The sequence below is a fragment of the Ruegeria sp. CF4 genome (genome assembly GCF_056537345.1).
In genome coordinates, this window is sequence record NZ_JBQFRJ010000006.1 from 115,351 (window position 1) to 136,374 (window position 21,024).

A 21,024-nucleotide genomic window follows, 5' to 3' on the forward strand; every position below is an offset into this window, starting at 1 on the left:
GCAATTGATTTCAAAGCAAAAGAACCAAGACACGTGATTAGGTCAACCAATGTCCAATGTTTGCGACACAACCGCCGACCTAATTCACAAGGTTAAAACGCAGCAACCATTGGTTGGGCGGTCGCGAAAGCCAGTTTCCTGTGGTTGATACATTCTCTTTCGGGCGCACATTACGGGCTATACATCTGAACCAAATACCACTATCGCCAAGTCTTTCCCCGCATTTGGTGACCCATGCAAGATTTCTCTGCCCTCCCTAAAACCCTATCCGAAGCGCTGTCTCAAAAAGGCTATAGACACTTGACGCCTGTACAAGAGGCCGTGTCAGACGAAGCGTTGGTAGGAAAAGATCTGCTTGTCTCTGCGCAAACCGGTTCGGGTAAAACCGTGGGCTTCGGGCTGGCTATGGCGGAAGAGCTTCTCGATAAGCACGGTCGATTTGACCGAGCAGCGGCGCCATTGGCCGTGGTCATCGCACCCACGCGCGAATTGGCCTTGCAGGTTCGGCGAGAGTTCGACTGGCTGTTTGCTGAGGCCGGGATAGTCACTGCGTCGGCAGTAGGTGGTATGGATGCGCGCACTGAACGCAGGGCGCTCGAGCGCGGTGCACATGTCGTGGTCGCCACCCCTGGACGGCTACGCGATCATATCACACGCGGGGTGATCGATCTGAGCGATCTACGGACCGTCGTCCTCGACGAAGCCGACGAAATGCTGGACATGGGCTTCGCTGAAGACCTTGAATACATCCTTGATCAAACACCTCAGAACCGGCGCACCTTGATGTTCTCGGCCACCGTTCCGCGCGGCATTGCCAAGCTCGCCCAGACCTACCAGAAGGAAGATGCACAGCGGATCAAGGTTGGAAATTCAGAAGCACAGCATTCGGACATCACCTATAGCGCCTTGAACGTGGCGCCATCGGACATCGAAAAAGCGATCATCAATTTGCTGTGCTATCACGACGTACAGACTGCGATTGTGTTCGCCAACACCCGATCCATGGTTGCCCGGCTGACCGCGAAATTCTCCAACCGGGGATTTGCTGTCGTCTCATTGTCAGGGGAGCTCAGCCAGACAGAGCGCACCAATGCACTGCAAGCCCTGCGTGACAGGCGCGCGCAAGTTTGCGTTGCGACGGACGTGGCCGCCCGCGGTATTGATCTTCCGGGGCTGGAGTTGGTGATCCATGCAGATCTCCCTTCTAATGCGGAAACCTTGCTGCACCGCTCTGGACGCACAGGCCGCGCCGGGCGCAAGGGATCGTCCATCCTGATCGTGCCGGGTCGGCAACGCGCGAAGGCGCAGCGCTTGCTGAAGACAGCCAAGTTGGAAGCCGAATGGGGCGCCCCGCCCTCTGCGGATGAGGTGCTCGCACGGGAAGAGGAACGCATAATCTCCAATCCCGCCTTGGATGAGCCGCCAAGTGCCGAGGAAACAGCTTTTGCAGAGCGGCTGCTCAGCGGAAGGGCTCCAGAGCAGGTCGCGGCAGCCTATTTGCGACTCTACCGAGAGCGCCACTCCGCACCTGAGATACTCAGCGCGACGCCGGAATCCGAAAAACGCAACACTGACAAGCGCGCGGCGTTTGGGCCAAGCACTTGGTTCTCACTTTCTTTGGGGCGCAAGCAGCGTGCAGAGCCGCGTTGGTTGTTGCCAATGCTGTGCCGCAATACGGGTTTGTCCAAAGATGCGATCGGCGCAATCCGCGTTCAATACCAAGAGACCTTTGTCGAGATTGCCAATGATGCAGTGCCCGCATTGAAACAAGAGTTGGGGGCCGAGCTCTCCATAGAACAAGGTGCGACGCTGACTGAGCTGGCGGGCACACCAGATTTCGATGCCTCACCTAAGGGGCCGCCCGCGGCACCTTATTCATCAAACGACACAGCCAAAAAACGAGGACCTCGTTCAGGCAATCCGACGAAAGCTGCGCGCGGCTCCGAGCTTTCCGACCAAGATGCCCAGAATGCGTTCAAGCGCCTAAAGGGTAGAGGAAAATCCGCTGCAAGCAAATCGAATGAACGAGCAAACGAAGACAAGTCAAAGCAGGACAAGGGTCTGCAGGCGCAACCGAAAAGCGAGCGGGCAAAGGTAAAACCACAGCCCGCCGCGAAGGATAAGAAGCGGCAAAAACAAGACAAGAACGCCTCCGACACATCCAAATCTCTGAGAGCACGAAAGGCGCCTCCCAAGACCGGCAACAAAGTCTCAAACGCGCCGCGTTCAAAAAGCAAAAACGGCAAGGGCGGAGAAGCAAGACCTTTCCGCAAGCCTTCTAGAAGAAATTGAACACTCCGGCACCTATCGACAAATCGGTAGGAAAAGATATGCGGGTTGTCCAAAGAATGTTGATTTGGCACAATTTTTCGGCGCAAAGGCGACATTCATCCTGCTCCGCGGTGCTGGATTGCAGCTTTCCTAAAGTGGACCTCTGGAATGCTCCATTTGATTTGGTCCACCTTTATGTTTGAGCGTCGGAGGGCAGCCCAATCCAGACTTTCGTAACTGGGCTTTGCAAAGCTCGATAAAAGGACCAAACCGGCGACTTCTCATGCAGCTATTGCCGAAACTACACTTGGTAGCTTGCGCGGTAATTCCAGCTTTGCGTCGCAACCATTAATCGGGAAGACCAAGCGCGATCGAAGCCTCTTCTGTTAGGGCGCGAAATTCAGTGTGACTACTCGGAACCAGAGCCTTTGCTTTTGCTTTGCTGAACCCCGGATTACGGCGTTTCGTTTCCTTCAGCCACCGCGACACACCTTCATCATTGCCAATCAAACGGTTTGTCATCGCCGCAAACATCGCGTGGCCCGCATGCGCACCAGGAGTCAGCGCGGTTTTTTGTGCCCACTGAACGGCAGCATCATAGTCCTTTGCGGCAAGTGCGATCCACATCTTGTTGCAGAGCATGCCGCCCCGGAGCGGATCGAGCGGGCTAAGAGCAATGGCAAGGTCAGTCATTTCGTTTCCACCTGCGTAGTCCGATGTGAAAACCTTTGCCCAACTGGAAGCGTAACGGCCAAATGCGTAATTCGGGCTTTCAAGAACCGCCCGATCAAACCACGGCTTACTCGCCTCTGTATCTCCCGTCAGCCACAGGCTTCTGCCCATCACAACATTCGAAAACGGGTCACGAGGTTGAAGCATAACGCTTTCCTCGGCGCTGCGTCTGGCGGCCAGTCGGTCTGCAGCAAGGTCGGACGAATATCCCAGAAACACGCGTTGGAAAGTGGTGAATGAAATCCCAGCATGCGCGCGTGCCAATGTTGGCTCTAACGCTACAGCACGTTCGAACATCTTTCGGGCTGTTTCTGTATCTGACTTGTTGAACCGATACATATGACGAATTCCCAGATGCAAGGATGACCATGCATCCAGGTTTTCTGCATCATCCACTTCTAGGAGTCTCGCCTCGTGTTCGGGAAGCTCAAACTCAGAAATATTGAGCACAGCCCCTGCAATTTCGGTTCGCAAACGCTGCACCTCGTCAATCGGAGCCTCTTTGCGAATTGCCCAGACGACCTCACCCGTGCGGGTATCGGCCATTTCAACATCTACATAGAGACGACCAGCCAAAGTCTCCACCATTCCGGAGATACAGTACTTAGCACCCAGCAGTGACTTTACGTCTTTAAACTCAATCGTCTGTCCTCGGAACCTGAATGACGATCCGTGTGCAATGACACGCAACCAACGCACACTGGAAAGCGATCTGATCAATTCGCGCGGGATTGCATCCGCCAAGGATCTTCCGACCTCTAGGTCGCCGATCGCTGAAAACGGCAACACCGCGATGCATGGTGGCGCCCCGACTGTTTTCTGCTCGGACGCTTCCAGTGCTGTGACGCTTTCTACCGACACTAATTTGGCGGGTGCCACAAAGCGAAACCCTTGCCCGCGCAACGTACGGATGTATTTCTGGGCGCTCCCATCATCACCCAATGCCTGACGTAGCGATTTTATGCGGCTGAGGATTGTCCAATCCGAAACTACGCGTCCAAACCATACTCGTTGGACAATCTCATCTTTGGAAACCACCCGGTATCGGTTTTCGAGCAGAAGAACCAACAGATCAAAAACTTGCGGCTCGAGCGCGACAGCGGTCGTACCGCGGCTAAGCTCGCGGGTGTCAGTGTCTAACGTGAAGGCATCGAACTCGTATCGCATTCTCGTACCGCTCCTTCGCTCTCGCCATTTTATCCCAAGCGATGTCTCAAATACAGATTTCCAATGATCTCCCAAAAATCTCCCAGTTGACTTCAAGCAGCGCAGGCGACGGCGCAGTAAAGCCATCGCATTCGGGCAATCCGCCCAGTCAAAACAGAGTTTGGAGAGTGACATGTCCCACCAAGAAACGAAATTGTCCGGAAACTGGCCAGCTGCAGGCTCAAAAGAAGTCGCTGCGGACTATTTCAACGCCGCCATGCGCGCGTTCAACATTTACAGGGGCGATCCCGTAGCGCTGGCCGACCAGGCGATCGAGGCCTCACCGGACTATGCAATGCCATATATCCTGAAAGCCTATCTGTTCGGATTGGCAACAGAACCCGAGGCCGCTGTCGAGGCACGGAACATTTTGGCGAAAGTCCGCCCACTTGCCAATTCCGACCTGGAACAATCGCATGTCGATGCCCTTAGTGCGCTTCTTGCCAACAATTGGACAGAAGCTGCCGTAAAGCTGGATCGTCACAACATGTCGTTTCCACACGACATTCTGGGCCTGCAAGCTGGTCACCTGATGGACTTTTACCGCGCCAATGCGCGCGACCTGCGTGACCGAATTGCACGGGTCCTACCTAAGTGGTCGGAAGACCAGCCGGGCTATTCCATCCTCCTGGGCATGTACTCCTTTGGGCTGGAAGAGTCTGGTGATTATGGCCGTGCTGAAGCCGTCGGTCGGGAAGCGGTCGAACGCGATCCCTTAGACTGCTGGGCGCAGCACGCTGTCGCGCATGTGCTGGAAATGCAGGGGCGTGCTGAGGACGGCATCGAATGGATGGCGTCGCGCGAACCAAATTGGTCGGGTGATGATAACTTCTTCAAAGTCCACAACTGGTGGCACAAGGCGCTTTATCACCTCGACCTTGGTCAGGCCAATGAGGCGATCAAGCTGTACGATGCGCGGATCCGCGAAGAAAACAGCGATGTGGCGCTGGATTTGGTCGATGCCTCAGCCCTTCTGTGGCGCTTGCATCTGGAAGATCACGACATCTCCGACCGCTGGGCCGATGTCGCAGCGTGCTGGGACAACCACGCCGATGGTAAGCTGTACCCGTTCAACGATTGGCACGCGGCAATGGCATATCTGGGGGCAGGTCGCGATGACGAGGTTGATCGTATCGTTGATCGGTATCGGAACGCGCCTGTAAATAGCGGCGAAACATCTCGCTGGGCCAAGGCAACAGGGCTGCCCTTGATCGAAGGATTCAGGGCATTTTGGATGGGCCGCTACGAAGATGCGACGGAGGCGCTTCATGGCGCGCGGTTTATCGCAAATTCATTCGGCGGCAGTCACGCGCAACGGGACATTATCGATTGGACGTTGACCGAAGCCGCGCTTCGTTCTGGCAATCGAAATGCGGCAGAAGCCCTGGCAAACGAACGGATTGCCGTCAAACCCCACAGCCCCATCAATAAACGCTTTTTGGGCCGTGCGAACGCGGACCCCCTGGGCTCTGCGACCGTGGCCTAACAACCATCGTTCCAAAGAAACTGGCGCGAGCGCGGTTTGCTCGCGCCAGAAGACCTGATTGAGAGGACAATAAAATGAGAATTGAAATCCGCCATGTCGAAGCACAAGACGTATCGGACATCAAATGCATTTTAACAGATGATTCCGTGATGTTGGGCACAATGCGCCTGCCACATATCGCAAACGCCAATGTAGAATCGCGTATCAACTCGGGACCGGGCGACTACAAACTGGTGGCTGAAGTAGACGGTAGTGTCGTTGGCATCTGCTTTTTGTCGTCGACGCCGGACGTGCCACGCCACAATCACGCGGGCGAAATTGACCTGATCGCGGTGCGCAGCGATTTTCAGGGCAAGGGAATTGCCAAAGCGTTGCTGGGCGCGATGCTAGATCTCTGTGACAACTGGTTGCAGCTGGAACGGACCGGCCTCTTGGTGTGGTCGGACAACACTCACGCCATCGAGCTTTACGAAGCATTTGGATTTGAGCGCGAAGGCGTAATTCGCAAATACGCCCGTCGCCCAGGCGGCTTTGTCGATGCAGTGATGATGGGCCGATTGTCGGATCATCACGCAGCGGCCGATCTGCGCGTCGGCCATCTGGCAAACCACTCTTTTTGAAAATGAAAACCAGAGTTGCTGAGTCGCTATCAAACGCAGCAAGAGGCGTCAGCTTGCGAAGGACAAAGACATGACTCTTAAATATTGCTCCAAGCGCTCAGCAAATCTGACGATCTCGATACTATGCCTGACAACGGTGATAGCCTACCCGGCTGCGCGGGCCGACATTCAACCCATGCCTCCGTCTCTGACAGATACAGATTTTCTGTAGGATGGAAATCCTGACCAGGTGCTCGTCACTCTTGGACAATATCTCCTCTTTGACCCCATTCTTTCAAGCAATCGCAACATTTCCTTTGGAACTTGTCACGACCCGTCGCTAGGAACTGGGGACGGATTGGCGCTGGGTATTGGCAAGGGTGGCTAAGGCGTAGGTCAGAAGCGCGAGACGAAGGACGGCGTGATCAACCTTGTTCCTTCGGAGGGACGAGGGTGAGAAAACCCTCTTCCACAAGGCGGCGTACGAGAAGCAGCCGTGCGTCGTCGTCGAGATTCCCAGGCAGGGCGCGGGCGGTGGCACATCGCCCGTCCATTAGAGCCACGAGGTCGGGTTCGACATGCGGCGGAAAGGTCATCGCTTTACCGTTGAAGTGCAGCCAAAGCCCGTCAGGGCCAGAGTCGAGGATCGCTCCGGTGCCTGCGCGCGGGATCACATCGGTGTCCAGCCCAAGCGCTTCGATCCCAGCAATATCGACGAGATGGCCGCGGAGCGTCGGTTGACGCGCGGCACGGGCGGCATCGGAGGCGGTTTCGAGGATTTCGGGGCGATGCAGTTCGCGGCAGAGCAGTTCGACCAGCGAGTTCCAACGCACCTGGGCCACGTCGCGCGCGGCAGGCGTTCCGGAGAACCCTACCGGCAAGGATTCGCGAAACCGTGGATTCGCCAAAACGGCGCGTTCCAGCGCGTGCAGGGCAACAGCCCCCCAGGTCACGGGGAACACGCCCACGGTTAGGTGCAGCGAAGTTCTGTCGTGGGCGACGGCATCATGCCACCAGCCGCGCGGCAGGTAGAAAATATCGCCGGCTTCGAGATCGAAGGCGTCGATCAGGTCACCGGGGCCGCCCTCGGCCTCGGATGGTGGCTGACCAACGGTCGGCAGGTGCCGGGGGTTGTCAAACAACCGCCAGTGCTTGCGACCCTCGAGTTGCAGCACGAAGACGTCGTGAGTGTCGTAGTGCGTAGCAAATCCCTGTTCACCCGGCGGGGTGAGGTAGGCGTTGACCTGGAACGCCGCCGAGAACTCGGTGGCAAGCCCCTGGCAAAAGCGCCGCAACGGTGTCCAGCGGTCCTGAAGCGCCTGAAGAATGATCGTGGCCCCGTCACGGTATTCTTCGTACAGGCGATCGAGCGTGCCGACGTGACCGAACGGTCCAGCCCCGCGCAGCGCCTCGAACGGGATGACCTTGCCATCGCGAGCCAATCTTATGAAAGGGGCGGAGACATGGCTTTCCGACAGGATAGCATCGACGTCCTCGAGGTCGAGCAGACCGACATAGCGACCCGGATCGCCGCGATGGGTGACGTAGGGTTTCCGCTCCCAGTACTCGTCTTTGAACACCGTAGGAGATAGCGGCGCCACCAGCGCAGATAGATCGAACATCGCCCGGAAACCCGTCAGTCGGGATCAGATCCCGGGGGCCACGGTATCTGAAGCACTTCGTCGCCACCGGGGCCTGTGTCGCTGTCGAAGATCAGGATATCGTCGTTGGGGTCTCCATCGGCGTCGACGGTGCGTCCGCCGGTATTGCCCCCAGCCGAGAAGTTTCCCGCGCCGAACAAGCGCGAGGCGGGGACGCTGAATTCCACCCGGACCACTCCGATATCGTCTGGTTGGAGACCGCGACATTCGTTCTTGCGAGCTTCGTGCTGTCGGCGCAGCAGACGTTTTTGCCGTGCGAGTGCATCGCCTTTCTCGTCGGACCGGGATTTGGATTTGTTGGACATGGATCAATCCCCTTTCTGAAAACGTAGCTTGGAAAAGTGACTACAGAATAGTACAACCTGAAGAAATTTGGGTGGCAAGCTTTGCGTGCGAAGCCTGTCTAGCAGAGTTCCGCTGGAATTGCCTCGCTAACCTAGTGACTGCAGGAGCGGATCGCGTCAGATAAGGCTTATCGCGGCGGTGGTTAATTCGGTCTCGAAGCCGACATCAGATGCGGCGCAACATTCGATCGATAGGTCCGACTGGTTCAGTTGAGGACGGCCCAAACCGGGCCTTGCGCGCGGAATTGGGGCGCTGTGATCGCAGCCCGCTTTGCGGTCAATCGCTGCATGGGCAAAGTTGGGAGCCGCTCAATCTCACAGAATGCAGACTTTGCGGACTCGCGCGAACGCAGCATAAAGAACGCGGAACTCCCAGATATGCTTATTGCTGTTGCGGCAAGTAAATTAAATCAGGGGAACGCACCAATCCGGGTGAATCAGGGCCATCTTACAAAACCCCATTGCGTCACTACCGGAGAATAGCCCGTCGCGGGTGGCGAGCGCAGTGCGCCTGCTAGGGTTCATGGCCTTTGCTTCAGCGGCTGCTAAACTGGACGGAATCGAAGTGACGCACATGATCCGCAAAGGCCTACTCACACTCGGAATCTGCCCATTTCGTCAATTTGCGGAACTGGCGACATAAGCCGCTGGTTCGGTGTCATCTCTTCGTTCAGTCAGAAACTTCGCAACAAATCCGTGTGTCCAGTAAGTCGCTGGCCATTCCAAAAGTTTGCGGAACATCCGCTTAGATGTAAGGCGCAGGGCTCATTGCGCTCATAATCGGTAATAAATGCGCAGCACCACCGAGCTGCCGAAACGCCCTCATTTCCGCTGGTCAGGCTGCCGGAACCACAATAACCGAACAGTTTCAGTGATCTTCACGATCCGCAGTGCATAATGAACGCCCCAAACCCCAAAAGCTTGCCCCGTCGACAGCTCAGGAGTCCTAAGGAGATTTCTCAGTGTCTTGAAGGACGGGATCATTTTGTGAATAGGCGGGATATAATTCACGAAGCCACGCTTAGCATTGCGGCGCAAACGCGCGCCCTCGATGCGGCGGGCTTTTGTAATGTGCTCTCGCAGGCTGCCGCGCGCGGGATGGCGGACAATGGCATTTGCAGCAAACAGGATGGGCTCACCTGCAGATTTGGCCCGATCATTCCACTCCATGTCCCCGCCCGATAGCACCGTGTCGTTAAAACGACCGACCCGATCCAAGACAGAGCGACGTACGATCAGGTTAGCGGTCACCGCCCTGCCCCGTTCGACCCATTTCTGCTGCTCAAGCCCAAGATGCACATCGTAAAGTTCGGTTGTTGTCCAATCCCGACCGTTCGGGATCAGCACGACATTGCCGCCAAACCGCCCGACCTCAGGATGGTCTGAGGCGATCTTCAGACCCGCCGCTACATATTGGGGATCAGGCTGGCAATCGGAATCGGTGAAAAACAGCAACTCAGCCGCCGCATCTTCGATACCGCGGTTTCGCGCAGCATATGAACCGGGCTTTGCCTCACTCAGAATGCGCGCGTTTGAAGGTAACCGAAAACCCTCAGGCACTGGATCAGTGGGATCGTTGTTTACCGCAAGTATTTCAAAGCGATCAGCCGCAATGGTCTGCGCCACAAGACCATCCAAACAAAGCTGCAGCTGATCCCAGCTCTGATAGGTCGGGATGATAACCGAAGCGTCCAGAGGCGTTTTTTTAGACCCTAAGCTCATTCTGCTTTGACCGAGCTGGAATACTGATGGTCGTACAGAGTTTTGAACGGTCCATCATGTTCCAGCAGCTGCGCCGCGCTGCCTTGTTCCAGAACTTCTCCGGCTTCAATGACCACGATCTTGTCCGCATGCATGATAGTGGACAGGCGATGCGCAACGATGATCGTCGTCCGCCCTTTGGTCAAACGATGCAATGCTTCCTGCACCTGATGTTCTGACCGTGAATCCAGCGCACTGGTCGGTTCGTCTAGCAGCAAGATCGGGCTGTCACGCAACAACGCGCGCGCAATCGCAAGACGCTGTTTCTGCCCCCCTGACAGGAAGGCGCCGTTTTCGCCGACCATGGTGTCAAACCCATCTTCAAGCGCCATGATGAAATCGTAAGCGTTTGCAGCCTTCGCGGCATCAATTACGTCTTGCTGTGACGCCCCTTCGCGACCAAACCGGATGTTGTCGGCTATTGAAGCCGAGAACAGAAACGTCTCCTGACCCACGAAAGACATGTTCTTGCGCAGCGTTTCAAAGGACGCGTATTTGATGTCCAACCCGTCAATCGACACCGATCCACTAATCGGGTCATAGAGCCGCAGCGCGAGGTTCAGAATGGTCGATTTACCGCCACCCGACAGGCCAACAAGCGCCGTCGTTTGACCCGCTTCAAAGGTCAGCGACAGGTCTTTCAGGATCAGGTCGCGCTTGCGATACCCAAATGAAACGTTATCGAACACGAGTTGACGCGGACCATCCGGCAACGCCTTGGGGTCTGCTTCTTCAGGAAGGGTTTCGGGCTGATCCAGCAGGTTGAACAGCATCTTCACCCGCCGTAGGCCAACCTCCATCTTCACCCGCACCTTTGACAGACGTTTGGCAGGCTCATAGGCCATCATCAGCGCCGTCACAAATGACATCAACTCACCCGGGGTGGAGCCAGCTGAACCGAAAAGCTTGGCGGCACTTAGTCCGATCACCGAAGCGATGGCAAAACCCGCCAAAATATCCATCAACGGGCTGGTTGCTGCTTGCAAACGCGCGAGTTTGTTGCTGCGCTTTTCCACGCTTTTCACGGCCGTGTACATCTGTCCGGCCATCCGCTCTTCGAGCCCGAAGGCTTTGACCACTCGAATGCCCGCCGAAGTCTCCTGAATCACTTTCATGATCGCCGCCATCGACTGCAATTCCATATCCGCAATCGCGCGCACCTTGCGCAGTAGGGATCGAACACCCCAAATCGCCAGGGGACCAATGATCAGAGTGAACAATGACAGAACCGGCTGCTGATAGAACATAACGAACAGCAAACCAAGCAATGTCAGCGCATCACGAACAGCGGTGGTCACCATGACCTCGATCACCATCCGTGCAGCCTGCGCTGATTGAGTCACCCTCATCAAGAGGTCCGAGCTTTCGGTAAGGTTAAAAAAAGAAACCCCTTGCCGCAAAAGCTTGTCATAGAGCCTGATCTGTTGTTGAGCGATTATTCTGTTTCCCGCTCGTGTCAGCGCCACCACCTGCACGTACGTCGCGATACCCTTGATAAGGAAGATCATGAAGACCGCGATCGAAACACCCAGAATCTTGCTGGAATTTTCACTGTCAAACAGCGAATCCACCACATCGCGCATGATGAATGCCACCGCTGCAGTGGTGAGCGCAACAAAGACCATTGCAATGGTAGCAATGATATAAGGCACCATCTGGGCCCGGATGTTCTCAGCCAGCAACCGCCACAGGATTGAATCTTCGGTGAGTGCTGCGAATTTCGATTTGATCTTTAGCAATGTCAGCTTCCACAGTGATCAACGGCGAGGCGGAATGGATCGTACCGCCCTTAAACCATCGTCGCTAGATAGTCTGCCCACCCTCGTTGAGCAAGCCCACCCGCCCCCTGCCCTATTCTGCGGCCTCGATGCGCACAGTCCGGACCGATGGATCGACGCGCCCATAGGCTGCCAGAACACGGGACATCCACTTTTGGGCAATATAGTCCGCCATAAAGCGTGACGGCGCAATCAACGTTACTTGCCCCCCTGCCCGCTCGGCTTCGTTCAGATGCTGAAACCAGCTGGCCCAAAGCTCAGGATCGCGACCATATAAAATGGACTGGACCTGGCCCCAGACATCTTCGCTTTCAGGCGGCGGGACAGTCGGCTTGCCCTGAAAGGGTACGACATTTGTCGTCTCTGTCGGTTCCTGCTGCATCCGATCCTGAAAATCGGATCCGATCACAGGCCAGATTTCAGCCGTGTCCAGCATGAGCTGTTTGAGGTCCAGCTCGTATACAGCGACACGCCCACGTACGGCTGCACGCTTTACCGCTATCCAACCCGAGCTCCGAAATTTCGCCATTTCTCGCTTTACCGTCCGTTCGTTCACGGACCAGAGGCGTGCGATCTCCTCACGACCGATCGACAGCTCGTTGGAACGCCAATTGTACCGCGTGGTGACCAACGTCATCAGTCGTAGGACGCTACGGTGCCTATGCTTGTCACCGGACAACGCATAAACTGCCAATGCTGACAGGATATCATACTTCAGTGCAGGCGCATTACGCCCGACTGGTTTCGCAACCTGCATAGGTGTCCTCACCGCCTTTACATGCCTCAAACGGGTTTATCCGCCATGAATGCGCTGTTTCCCAACGCTTTTCGTGATTGTGGCCCGATTAGCGTCCAATAATCCGATTCTGTCAAGACTTGGTTACACTTGCGTTCGATGGATGCCCCAATCTGCTTTCAAAAAAGAAAAGAAATAGGTGAAGTTCTGGTGATGGGGGACACCTTAGTTGACCCCTTAACAGCCTATGATGTCCCCCCAAATGCAGAGGTTCGGCCAAATACGTCCCCCTAAATGTCGCCTGAATCCGGCGACGGAGTCCCATCTTACTGATGGCTACTAACCGAATCGGTTTCAGCGCTCATCAGTCTTATTTTCTTACCCATGGGTAAGTTCACAACTCCACAATAATTTCTTTTGCTAAAACCGCAAATCAAGCGTAAATAACGAAAGTGAGAAAAATAGCGTCCAACAAATGAGAATTGAGGCATGTACACGCACGAAGACCTAAACGCATTGCGTACGCAGTCCCTGAAGCTGCAGGGCTGGATTCGGCAGCAAACCTTCAGTCCCGAGATGGAGAAGACCTTACGCCGCTTCTCAAGCTGGGAGGTGTCCGAGCTGATCTTCAAAGTGAATCAGTCGACCTTCCGGGGAAAGCTGGCCGCTGATCCCTCCTTGCCTGGCGGTGAGGTAGAGCCTGATGGGCGTCAGCGCTGGTTCAGCCTGGAAGAAGTCAATGAGTTGCGGCGGAGGCTCAAGATCAATCGCAAGGCGCTAACGCCGCCGCGCCCAGCGGGTAAGCGCGCGATCCGCGCAGCCGTCGCGAACTTCAAGGGCGGCGCTGGTAAATCGACTGTTGCTCTGCACCTCGCGCATGCTGCGGCACTAGACGGTTATCGTGTGTTGGTGGTGGATTTTGACCCACAGGCTACGCTCAGCCATTCGATGGGGCTGACCGACGTTGCCGAAGACTATACGGTTTGGGGCATCATGGCCCGCGATCTGATCCGTGAGACGACACGGATGAACAACCGCCCTGCGGCTGCGGAGTCCGGAACCGCCCTGCCCCGCCGCGAATTGCCACCATCAATTACCGATATGGGCCTTGGTGATCTGCGGATATCGGACTTCATCAAGCAGACCTCGTGGTCGACCATTGACGCGATTCCCTCATGCGCAAACGCAGCCTTTGTTGAATTCGCGTCTGCTCAGTATCGCCATCTGAATCCAGAGTGGTCGTTCTTTGCCGCGGTGTCACGCTATCTGGATCAGATCCCGGACGACGCTTACGATCTGATCCTGTTCGATTGTCCACCCGCGATTGGCTATCAGTCGATGAACGCAGTGTTCGCCGCTGATATGCTCTATATCCCGTCCGGGCCCGGCTATTGGGAATACGATTCAACGACATCGTTCATCGGTCAGTTGGCTGAAGCGCTCGAAGATCTGGCCTATGGCTTCGACAAGACCTTACCCACGGGTAAGATCGGTTTACCCAAGACCTTCTGCGAACTGCGCTTCCTGCTGACTCGGTATGAGCCGGGCAATGCACTTCACACAGCAATGTACGACGCTTTCCGCAAAGTCTTTGGGGATCATCTTGCCGAACACCCGGTTGAAATGACGCGAGCCGTTGAACAATCGGGGCGCTTCCTGAGCTCGGTTTACGAGATGGATTATCGTGAGATGACGCGGGAAACCTGGCGTCGTGCACGGTCGACTTTTGACAACGTTTACGATGAATTCCGGGGCGTTATGTTGTCGGCCTGGGATAAGTTGGAGGATGACGCATGAGCCGCAAACGCAGAATGTTCGATATCGACATGCCAGCGATGGAAGATATCCCGGCCAGAAAAACACCTGACGGAGCGCTTGAAAAGCGCCGTGGTCCAATGGCGGCGGCTATCTCCGAGAACGCAGATGCGTTGCGTGATCAACAGTCTACCGAAGACGCGATCCGTGTTGAGAATGACAGGCTCGCGCATGAACTGGTTCGACTCCGCAGTGAAGGATTGGTGACAGAGCAGGTCGCTCTGGCGGATGTGCTTACCGAACGTCTGACACGAGATCGCAAGCCTGGGCCTGATCCGGAACTGGATGAGTTAAAAGCATCAATTCAGGATATCGGCCTGTCGAACCCGATCCGTGTCGAGCGCCGTTCTGATGGGCGCTATGAGCTGGTACAGGGTATGCGACGGTTGTCGGCCTATCGCGCCTTGCTAGAGGAAACCGGCGATACAGGATATGCGACAATCCCCGCCGGAATTTCAGAGCCGGCGGATTTGAATGACAGCTATCGTCGGATGGTGGATGAAAACCTGATCCGAAAAGACATCTCATTTGCTGAGATGGGATCTTTGGCGCGTGCGTATGCAGATGATCCAACGAACGATTGCCCGGACGTAGACAAGGCCGTGTCTGCGTTGTTCAAGTCAGCAAGCTACACCAAACGCAGCTATATCCGTGCGTTCGCCAGTTTGCTTGCGATGCTCGAGGAGACGCTGATGCATCCGAATGACATTCCGCGGAATGTCGGGGTGGAGTTAAAGCGGAAGCTGGATACTGATCCCGGGTTGATCCATCAGGTCAATACAGCGCTGATGAACGAGCCAGAAAGAGATGGCACTCGAGAGGTCGCCATATTGCGTGGTTTCTTGGCTCAGGAGAATGAAGTCGCAGCGAAACCTCCGGCTGAATCGGTGAGCAAGCCGCGCCGAGCGAAAACCACGTTTCAGGTTACGGGCAGGGCAGGGATCGCCAAATGCTCCGCTTCAAGTGGTCGGTTGGAACTACGCTACAATCTGGATTTCACGCGCGTTGATCGCGCGAAACTGGAACGAGCCGTGAGCGTATTGATTGATGATCTGCGTGAAGAGGATGATCTTACCCATGGGTAAGGCGCAGAGTAGGGTGCTCATTGCGATTGTGTCTAACTATGTCTTTTGGTTCCAATGATCCGTAATGTGGTTGTTTTTATGGTGGGGTGTTCGGCGCTGAAAGAAGTGTGGCACCCGACCTTGGATTAAGTTTCGGAGTTTAGTCACAGGAACGCGTCCTATCGCCTAACAGGTGAAGTTCGAGCGGGTTCAAAGGTGATTGCGGGCCGTTTGGATGCTACCATCGGCAATAGAGGAACTACGTGGTTGTGTCGGTTCTGTATGTAGAAGGGTTTAGAAATCAGTGTAGATAGGGAATCGTATAAGTCAGCATTCGAGTTGCCAAGATTGGCTACATTGACTTGGTTACAGCAATGTGAAGGCAGTGCGCAAAAACCTATTATAATGAGCATTAATGATGTTGCTGCCCGATTCCACCGAGTATTCTCGGGCTCTGTTAGGTTCTGTTGTAAACTGGACGTGTCACGAACCTTTTGGGGGCTGGGTTGACGATCATGCATGTTCCGGCATTTGTTCGCAGCGAGGGTGTTGTCACATTAACTTCCTGCCCAACTCTTCCGGTGAGAGCCGATGTACCAGCTCTGCCAGCCGTTGCTCTGCTTCCAGATCGATATCGGAGCAAGGTTCGACAAACTGCCGAGGTTGACGGCCAGGCTTGGTGCCTTGGCGGCTTGGTCCGGTTGCTGGCTGTGGGATCTTCTTGCGTTGTGAGGGATCCAGGTTTCATACGAAAACCGCAACTTAGAATGACGGAACCGGCTGCTTTAGTTTATTACAACTACCAAGATGACTTAGTGCGTTCAGAACTTTTCAACAGTGCCCCGAATAGCAATCGCCATTCTCAGAAACGAATGCTGTCAGTCCCAGGTCGTTCAACGTTGGAGATACCGACCCCATCCAACTCAAGATTAAGAAAAAATTTGAGAAACGAACGTCACCAGCCTGAACCTGCCATTCGTCACGACGGTTTGATGCTGCGATACGGCCCGTGGTGCCGGGCGCTCGCCACAAGGTCAAACCAAGACGCAGAGCTAAGTTGCACAGCGCGAACCCGAATCTCAAATCGACATAAGCCACTTCTTGAAAATTCTCACACATTCCCGCTCCTGATCGCCCGGGCGGCAGACGAAGTAGAGCCCACGATCCAGCGGAACACGGCTATCATCAAGACGGATCAGTCGACCAAGTTTCAAGTCTCTCTCTGCCAAGAGATGTCTTGCCAAGGCCACGCCTTGTCCGTCAATCGCCGCCTCCAACAGAACGGCACTGTCGACGTATTTGATACTTTGCGAGTTGATCTGATCTGCGTTCAGCCCGACTTGCACAGCCCAGGTTTCCCATCCAACGTTGAAAGCATCGTGCAATAGTGGGAGAGCAGCCACGTCTTCGGCACGCATTGGTAGCTTTGCTTGTTCAACAAGGGACGGCGCTGCTACGACAATCAGTTCCTCATGTCTTATTTGCTCATGATACAACCCATCCCAGCCGGGTTCTCCAAACCGCAGAGCTACATCGACCTCGGATGTTTCAAAATCTGCATAGGCATCATTTGTGTCCAGCAACAGTGCGATACCCGGATGCTCTTGCTGAAACGAGCTTAGTAACGGAACAAGCCATTTGAGCGCCAGCGATGTTGACAGGGACACTGTAATCGACTGGCGGTGATGTAATCGCTTCACCTCCGTCACGCCCAATTGCAATGCAGAAAACGCGCTGCGTGTCGATTGATGCAGGCGCTCCCCGGCGGTGGTCAGTTCAACGCCATTGGGGCGGCGGTGAAAGAGCGTCACGCCAAGATGCAGTTCCAGCAACTTGATTTGCCGGCTGATCGCCCCGTGGGTAACGTTCAGAACATCCGCTGCCTTAGTCAGGCTGGAATGGGTTGCGGTTTCGTCAAAGGCCTGAAGCGCCCTAAGATGTCTGAGGTTTTCCATCATGTGAGAAAATCTAACAGCAATGTTCTAGAAATTCGATAGGCACCCTGAAGTTTGAGAAGTTATACTGATCTCAACCTAGTAAATCTCACACCCAATGCGCCCAGAGGGAGTAAACACTATGCCCGAAGTCAAAGTTGCGCTGATGACAGGTACAGGACAAGGCATTGGCCGGGGCTGCGCCATTGAAATGGCAAAGGCTGGCTACAAAGTCTCGCTGATGTCCCCCTCCAACCGTTCTGTCGAACTGGCGGAAGAACTTGGAGGTATAGGTCGCCGCGGCTCTGTTTTGGATGTCGATGATTTGCAAGCGATGATCGATAGCACCATGAGCAGGTATGGCCGGATTGATGCAATTGTCAGCAACATGGGCCACGGCGGAACAGTGCCGGAAGCCATCAAAACCGTCAGCTTCGATCCTGATTTCGATGGGCCACTATTGGAACTCAGTGACGCGTTGTGGCACGAAAGCCTAGACATGTATGTGCTGAATGTCGTGAAGATTGCCCGTATCGTCACGCCCATTCTGATTGAACAAGGCGGGGGTGCTTTCGTAAACATCTCGTCCATGAATGCGGTTGAGCCACGCGCGCCCTATCCCATGAGTATGTTGCGCGGCGCTTTGCACAGTTTCTCGAAGCTTTACGGGGATCGGTATGCGCGGCACAACATTCGCATGAACAACCTGTTGCCTGGTTTTTGCGAGAACGTGAACCTGTCTGAGGAAGCTCGCAGGTCCATCCCGGCGCAGCGGCCTGCGACGTTCGAAGAAATTGGACAAGCCTGCGTGTTTCTTGCCAGCGATGGAGCCCGGTATATCAACGGTCAGAGTATACTGTCCGACGGCGGGATGAACCGCGCAGTTCGTTAGAGAATAGGTGATGATAAATGATTGTTACGGCACTCTCAGATATCCTTGGTACAGATCGAGACGTTTCCGGTCCGGGTTGGAATAGCAGAAGGTTACTGCTTGTCTCGGATGGGATGGGGTTCTCGCTGACGGATACGATCATCAAAAAAGGTATCGTGCTTGAGCTTGAATACACCCATCATCTAGAGGCGTGTTACTGTATCGAGGGCCTAGGGCAGATCAGAGCGTCTTGCGATGAAACCTGGCATTCCCTTGAACCATTCACCCTCTATGCTTTGGATCAAAATGACCGGCACTTAGTGCAAGCGACAGACGCTGATCTGCGACTTGTCTGCGTATTTAATCCACCGCTTAGCGGTCGCGAAGTTCACCGCGAAGACGGAAGCTATGCACCGACGGAATCCTAATGCGCGTAGCTCTGTCTGAGCACTCCCATCCATACAACATGCCGCATCGACCAAGATGGTCTTAGGGTGCAGTGCTGCAGTGGAGAGGCGCAGGCGCCTTACGCCCGGCGCTCCACTCCGGTTATTCACTGCGTCAAGCCAAGCCTCGATGCAGCTTAACCGAACCGGCCATTCGTTGCTCCCTCGATGTCGACGCGTTGCCCGAAGTCGGCGGTGTGCCATGATCTACCTTTCGTGGTGCCGACATCCAGATCTGGTCCAGAATGCTTAGCAACTTTTTTGGCGACAACGGATATCGCAATGCTAACCGAACATTCCAAAAACCCAACCTGCTGCCATTGAGCCACCTACCGCTAGGGAGAGGTAGAGCAAAAACGGTTTCAACTTCAGTACTGGAAAGATCGCCATTGCGCCCCAAATGCTGACGACGCCACCCGATACCAGAAACGCCATCGCTGCGCCGGGCGACATGCCATGATCCATAAGGGAGCGGGTCAGCGGCAAAGCGGCGTATCCATCCAGATAAGCAGGAGCACCAACAATGACCGCCAGCGGTATGGCCCACCATACGTCGCCACCCATGTAAGACGACAAAGCTTCAGGCTCCAACAGGCTTTGCAGAACAAACTCGGCCGCAAAGGCCGGGATTAAGCAAATCAGGACGAGACGCGCTATCGCGACGAACTCGGTCTTAAAGTGACGGCGATACTCCCGTGAACGCCAGACAGCCCATTCGATTTCATTCGCCTGGCAGACCGGCCCGAGGTTTCCGATAAGCGCGTTATCACGCAGCGCCGACTGGGCCCAAGATTGGCTGCGAAGCAGCGCGGTTACCCCTCCTCCTAACAAACCCAGTGCCATAGCGGCAAGCGTTTTGCCGATTGCGAAACTCATCCCCAAGGTAGCGATGGTTGTGGCCAGCATGGCTGGATCGGTGACAGGCGATGACAGCCAGAATGCCATGACAGGTGCCAGCGGAACACCGGCGGCCAACAATCCAGACATTAAGGGCAGAACCGTAACACCGCAGACAGGTGTCACCGCTCCGATCAAAGAGGCTGCAACGATTGTTTTGAGCAGGTTGCCGTTAAACACCTCGGCGATTTGGCCGCTGGCCCCGCTGGCGCTGACCCATGCCGCGATCAGAATTCCGGGAATGACAAGCGGCGAAACCTGAAGCAGGCTGATTGCCACAAACGAAAGCGTCTCCATGGCCTTGGCGGGAAAGGTAACAGAAATTCCCACCATGGAGACAAGCAGCACAGTTATCAGGATTTTCGTTTTTGAGATTCTGGGAGCGAGAGTGCTGTCGTTTGCCATGGCACGTCCTTTCAAAGGCTGCGCTACAAGTAGCAACTTGAGTGAACTCGGAAAATCGAATAGTATTGAAGGCAGGTATAAGAGAATACGAAACCTTGTCATGCCGCATCTGGATAGCGATCTGCTGAGAACCTTCCTTGCTGTCAGGGATACCGGCAGCATTCTCGCGGGCGCGGAGAAAATCCATCGCACCCAGTCTGCCGCCAGTATGCAAATCCGAAAACTGGAGGAGCTTCTGGGTAACGACGTCTTTGTGCGTCACGGTCGAGGCGTGCGTCTGACCACCGTTGGAGAACGGCTTGAGCCAGTCGCCAGAAAAGTCGTAGGAGAGCTCAATGACATCTTTGCGGAGCTAACCGGAATAGAGCTGACCGGGGTGCTTCGAATTGGAATCCCCGACGACCATAGTTCTGAGTTGTTGTCTAAAATCATCGCGGACTTTGCCCGCGACAATCCTAAAGTGGAACTCAATGTACAGCGTTCATTGAGCACTGGCTATTCAGCTGCATTGGCTTCCGGGCAGTTGGATATCGCTGTTCACGAAGTCGCGGAATTAGGCCCCAATATGGAGCCCCTGAAAGATGAACACATTGTCTGGGCAAGATCGCGGGCCTATGCCATTCACGAAGCAGACCCATTGCCTGTTGCGTTGTTTGACCGTGATTGCTGGTGGCGGGACGTAGCGGTGAATGCACTGAATGAAGGCGGCCGCGACTATCGGGTTGTCTATTCCAGTGAAAGCGCTTCGGGCATTGCTGCAGCCGTTCGGGCGGGTGTGGCCATCGGTGTTCTGAACGCGGACATGTTGACATACGACATGGTTAAACTAACCGCCGAGAACGGGTTTCTGCCGCTGCCCGCATCCAAGCTTGTGATTGAGTATGGTCAGAAAAATGATCCTGAGATTTGCGGAGCGATGGCTGATGCAATTCGAGAAGCATTCGGAGCCGTAAGCTAACCAGCACTATACTGATGGCGAGCTAGTCGCGACATATCGTCGACTGCCCCGCTTCACGCA

At 55.1% G+C, this 21,024-nt stretch carries 17 protein-coding genes; 9 read left to right on the forward strand and 8 right to left on the reverse strand.

Annotated features, from left to right (window positions below; genetic code table 11):
• The first annotated feature begins 234 nt into the window (after positions 1-234).
• Positions 235-2,292: a DEAD/DEAH box helicase gene (locus ACR0NF_RS14185; RefSeq protein ID WP_480778454.1), complete on the forward strand. Its 2,058-nt coding sequence runs from the start codon at positions 235-237 to the stop codon at positions 2,290-2,292.
• Between the two features lie 327 nt (positions 2,293-2,619).
• On the opposite strand, the gene ACR0NF_RS14190 is transcribed toward ACR0NF_RS14185, so the two are convergent.
• Positions 2,620-4,344 carry a winged helix-turn-helix domain-containing tetratricopeptide repeat protein gene (locus tag ACR0NF_RS14190; protein ID WP_480778455.1) on the reverse strand — a complete coding sequence of 575 codons (1,725 nt, stop codon included), beginning with the start codon at positions 4,342-4,344 and terminating at the stop codon, positions 2,620-2,622.
• On the opposite strand from ACR0NF_RS14190, the gene ACR0NF_RS14195 reads away from it, so the two are divergent.
• From ACR0NF_RS14195 to ACR0NF_RS14205, 3 genes are all read left to right on the forward strand, one after another.
• Positions 4,343-5,695 carry a tetratricopeptide repeat protein gene (locus tag ACR0NF_RS14195; protein ID WP_480778456.1) on the forward strand — a complete coding sequence of 451 codons (1,353 nt, stop codon included), beginning with the start codon at positions 4,343-4,345 and terminating at the stop codon, positions 5,693-5,695. The genes ACR0NF_RS14190 and ACR0NF_RS14195 overlap by 2 nt on opposite strands.
• 74 nt (positions 5,696-5,769) lie before the next feature.
• Positions 5,770-6,315, forward strand: coding sequence for a GNAT family N-acetyltransferase (locus ACR0NF_RS14200; RefSeq protein WP_480778457.1), 546 nt, complete (start codon positions 5,770-5,772; stop codon positions 6,313-6,315).
• A 229-nt stretch (positions 6,316-6,544) separates the two neighbouring features.
• Positions 6,545-6,682, forward strand: coding sequence for a cytochrome c peroxidase (locus ACR0NF_RS14205; RefSeq protein ID WP_480667665.1), 138 nt, complete (start codon positions 6,545-6,547; stop codon positions 6,680-6,682).
• Between the two features lie 37 nt (positions 6,683-6,719).
• Here the strand turns inward: ACR0NF_RS14205 and ACR0NF_RS14210 are convergent, their stop codons facing one another.
• The 5 genes from ACR0NF_RS14210 to ACR0NF_RS14230 form a co-directional block, all read right to left on the reverse strand.
• Positions 6,720-7,916 (reverse strand): cupin domain-containing protein, encoded by a 1,197-nt coding sequence (locus ACR0NF_RS14210; RefSeq protein WP_480778458.1) that lies wholly within the window; start codon positions 7,914-7,916, stop codon positions 6,720-6,722.
• Between the two features lie 14 nt (positions 7,917-7,930).
• Complete coding sequence (locus tag ACR0NF_RS14215; RefSeq protein ID WP_480472182.1) at positions 7,931-8,260, reverse strand: hypothetical protein; 330 nt, start codon at positions 8,258-8,260, stop codon at positions 7,931-7,933.
• 861 nt (positions 8,261-9,121) lie between these two features.
• Entirely contained in the window at positions 9,122-10,021 is a 900-nt protein-coding gene (locus ACR0NF_RS14220; protein WP_480778459.1) for a glycosyltransferase family 2 protein, read from the reverse strand.
• Positions 10,018-11,799, reverse strand: coding sequence for an ABC transporter ATP-binding protein (locus ACR0NF_RS14225; RefSeq protein WP_480472180.1), 1,782 nt, complete (start codon positions 11,797-11,799; stop codon positions 10,018-10,020). Before ACR0NF_RS14225 ends, ACR0NF_RS14220 begins: the two co-directional genes overlap by 4 nt.
• 112 nt (positions 11,800-11,911) lie before the next feature.
• Positions 11,912-12,595 carry a DnaA N-terminal domain-containing protein gene (locus ACR0NF_RS14230; protein ID WP_480472179.1) on the reverse strand — a complete coding sequence of 228 codons (684 nt, stop codon included), beginning with the start codon at positions 12,593-12,595 and terminating at the stop codon, positions 11,912-11,914.
• A 468-nt stretch (positions 12,596-13,063) separates the two neighbouring features.
• On the opposite strand from ACR0NF_RS14230, the gene ACR0NF_RS14235 reads away from it, so the two are divergent.
• Complete coding sequence (locus ACR0NF_RS14235) at positions 13,064-14,371, forward strand: AAA family ATPase (RefSeq protein ID WP_480472178.1); 1,308 nt, start codon at positions 13,064-13,066, stop codon at positions 14,369-14,371.
• On the forward strand, positions 14,368-15,474 hold the full coding sequence (locus ACR0NF_RS14240) for a ParB N-terminal domain-containing protein (protein WP_480667669.1): 1,107 nt from the start codon (positions 14,368-14,370) through the stop codon (positions 15,472-15,474). The genes ACR0NF_RS14235 and ACR0NF_RS14240 overlap by 4 nt, the downstream gene beginning before the upstream one ends.
• A 1,058-nt stretch (positions 15,475-16,532) precedes the next feature.
• On the opposite strand, the gene ACR0NF_RS14245 is transcribed toward ACR0NF_RS14240, so the two are convergent.
• A complete protein-coding gene (locus ACR0NF_RS14245) occupies positions 16,533-17,408 on the reverse strand; it encodes a LysR substrate-binding domain-containing protein (protein WP_480778460.1) in 876 nt (291 codons plus the stop codon).
• A gap of 121 nt (positions 17,409-17,529) precedes the next feature.
• Between ACR0NF_RS14245 and ACR0NF_RS14250 the strand changes: the two genes are divergently transcribed.
• Together ACR0NF_RS14250 and ACR0NF_RS14255 are read left to right on the forward strand one after the other, a co-directional pair.
• Positions 17,530-18,279 carry an SDR family oxidoreductase gene (locus tag ACR0NF_RS14250; RefSeq protein ID WP_480660332.1) on the forward strand — a complete coding sequence of 250 codons (750 nt, stop codon included), beginning with the start codon at positions 17,530-17,532 and terminating at the stop codon, positions 18,277-18,279.
• A 17-nt stretch (positions 18,280-18,296) separates the two neighbouring features.
• Entirely contained in the window at positions 18,297-18,686 is a 390-nt protein-coding gene (locus tag ACR0NF_RS14255) for an ectoine synthase (protein ID WP_480778461.1), read from the forward strand.
• A gap of 303 nt (positions 18,687-18,989) precedes the next feature.
• On the opposite strand, the gene ACR0NF_RS14260 is transcribed toward ACR0NF_RS14255, so the two are convergent.
• Positions 18,990-20,108: a permease gene (locus ACR0NF_RS14260; RefSeq protein WP_480667671.1), complete on the reverse strand. Its 1,119-nt coding sequence runs from the start codon at positions 20,106-20,108 to the stop codon at positions 18,990-18,992.
• On the opposite strand from ACR0NF_RS14260, the gene ACR0NF_RS14265 reads away from it, so the two are divergent.
• Positions 20,107-20,964: a LysR substrate-binding domain-containing protein gene (locus tag ACR0NF_RS14265; RefSeq protein WP_480472172.1), complete on the forward strand. Its 858-nt coding sequence runs from the start codon at positions 20,107-20,109 to the stop codon at positions 20,962-20,964. The genes ACR0NF_RS14260 and ACR0NF_RS14265 overlap by 2 nt on opposite strands.
• Positions 20,965-21,024: the final 60 nt, after the last annotated feature.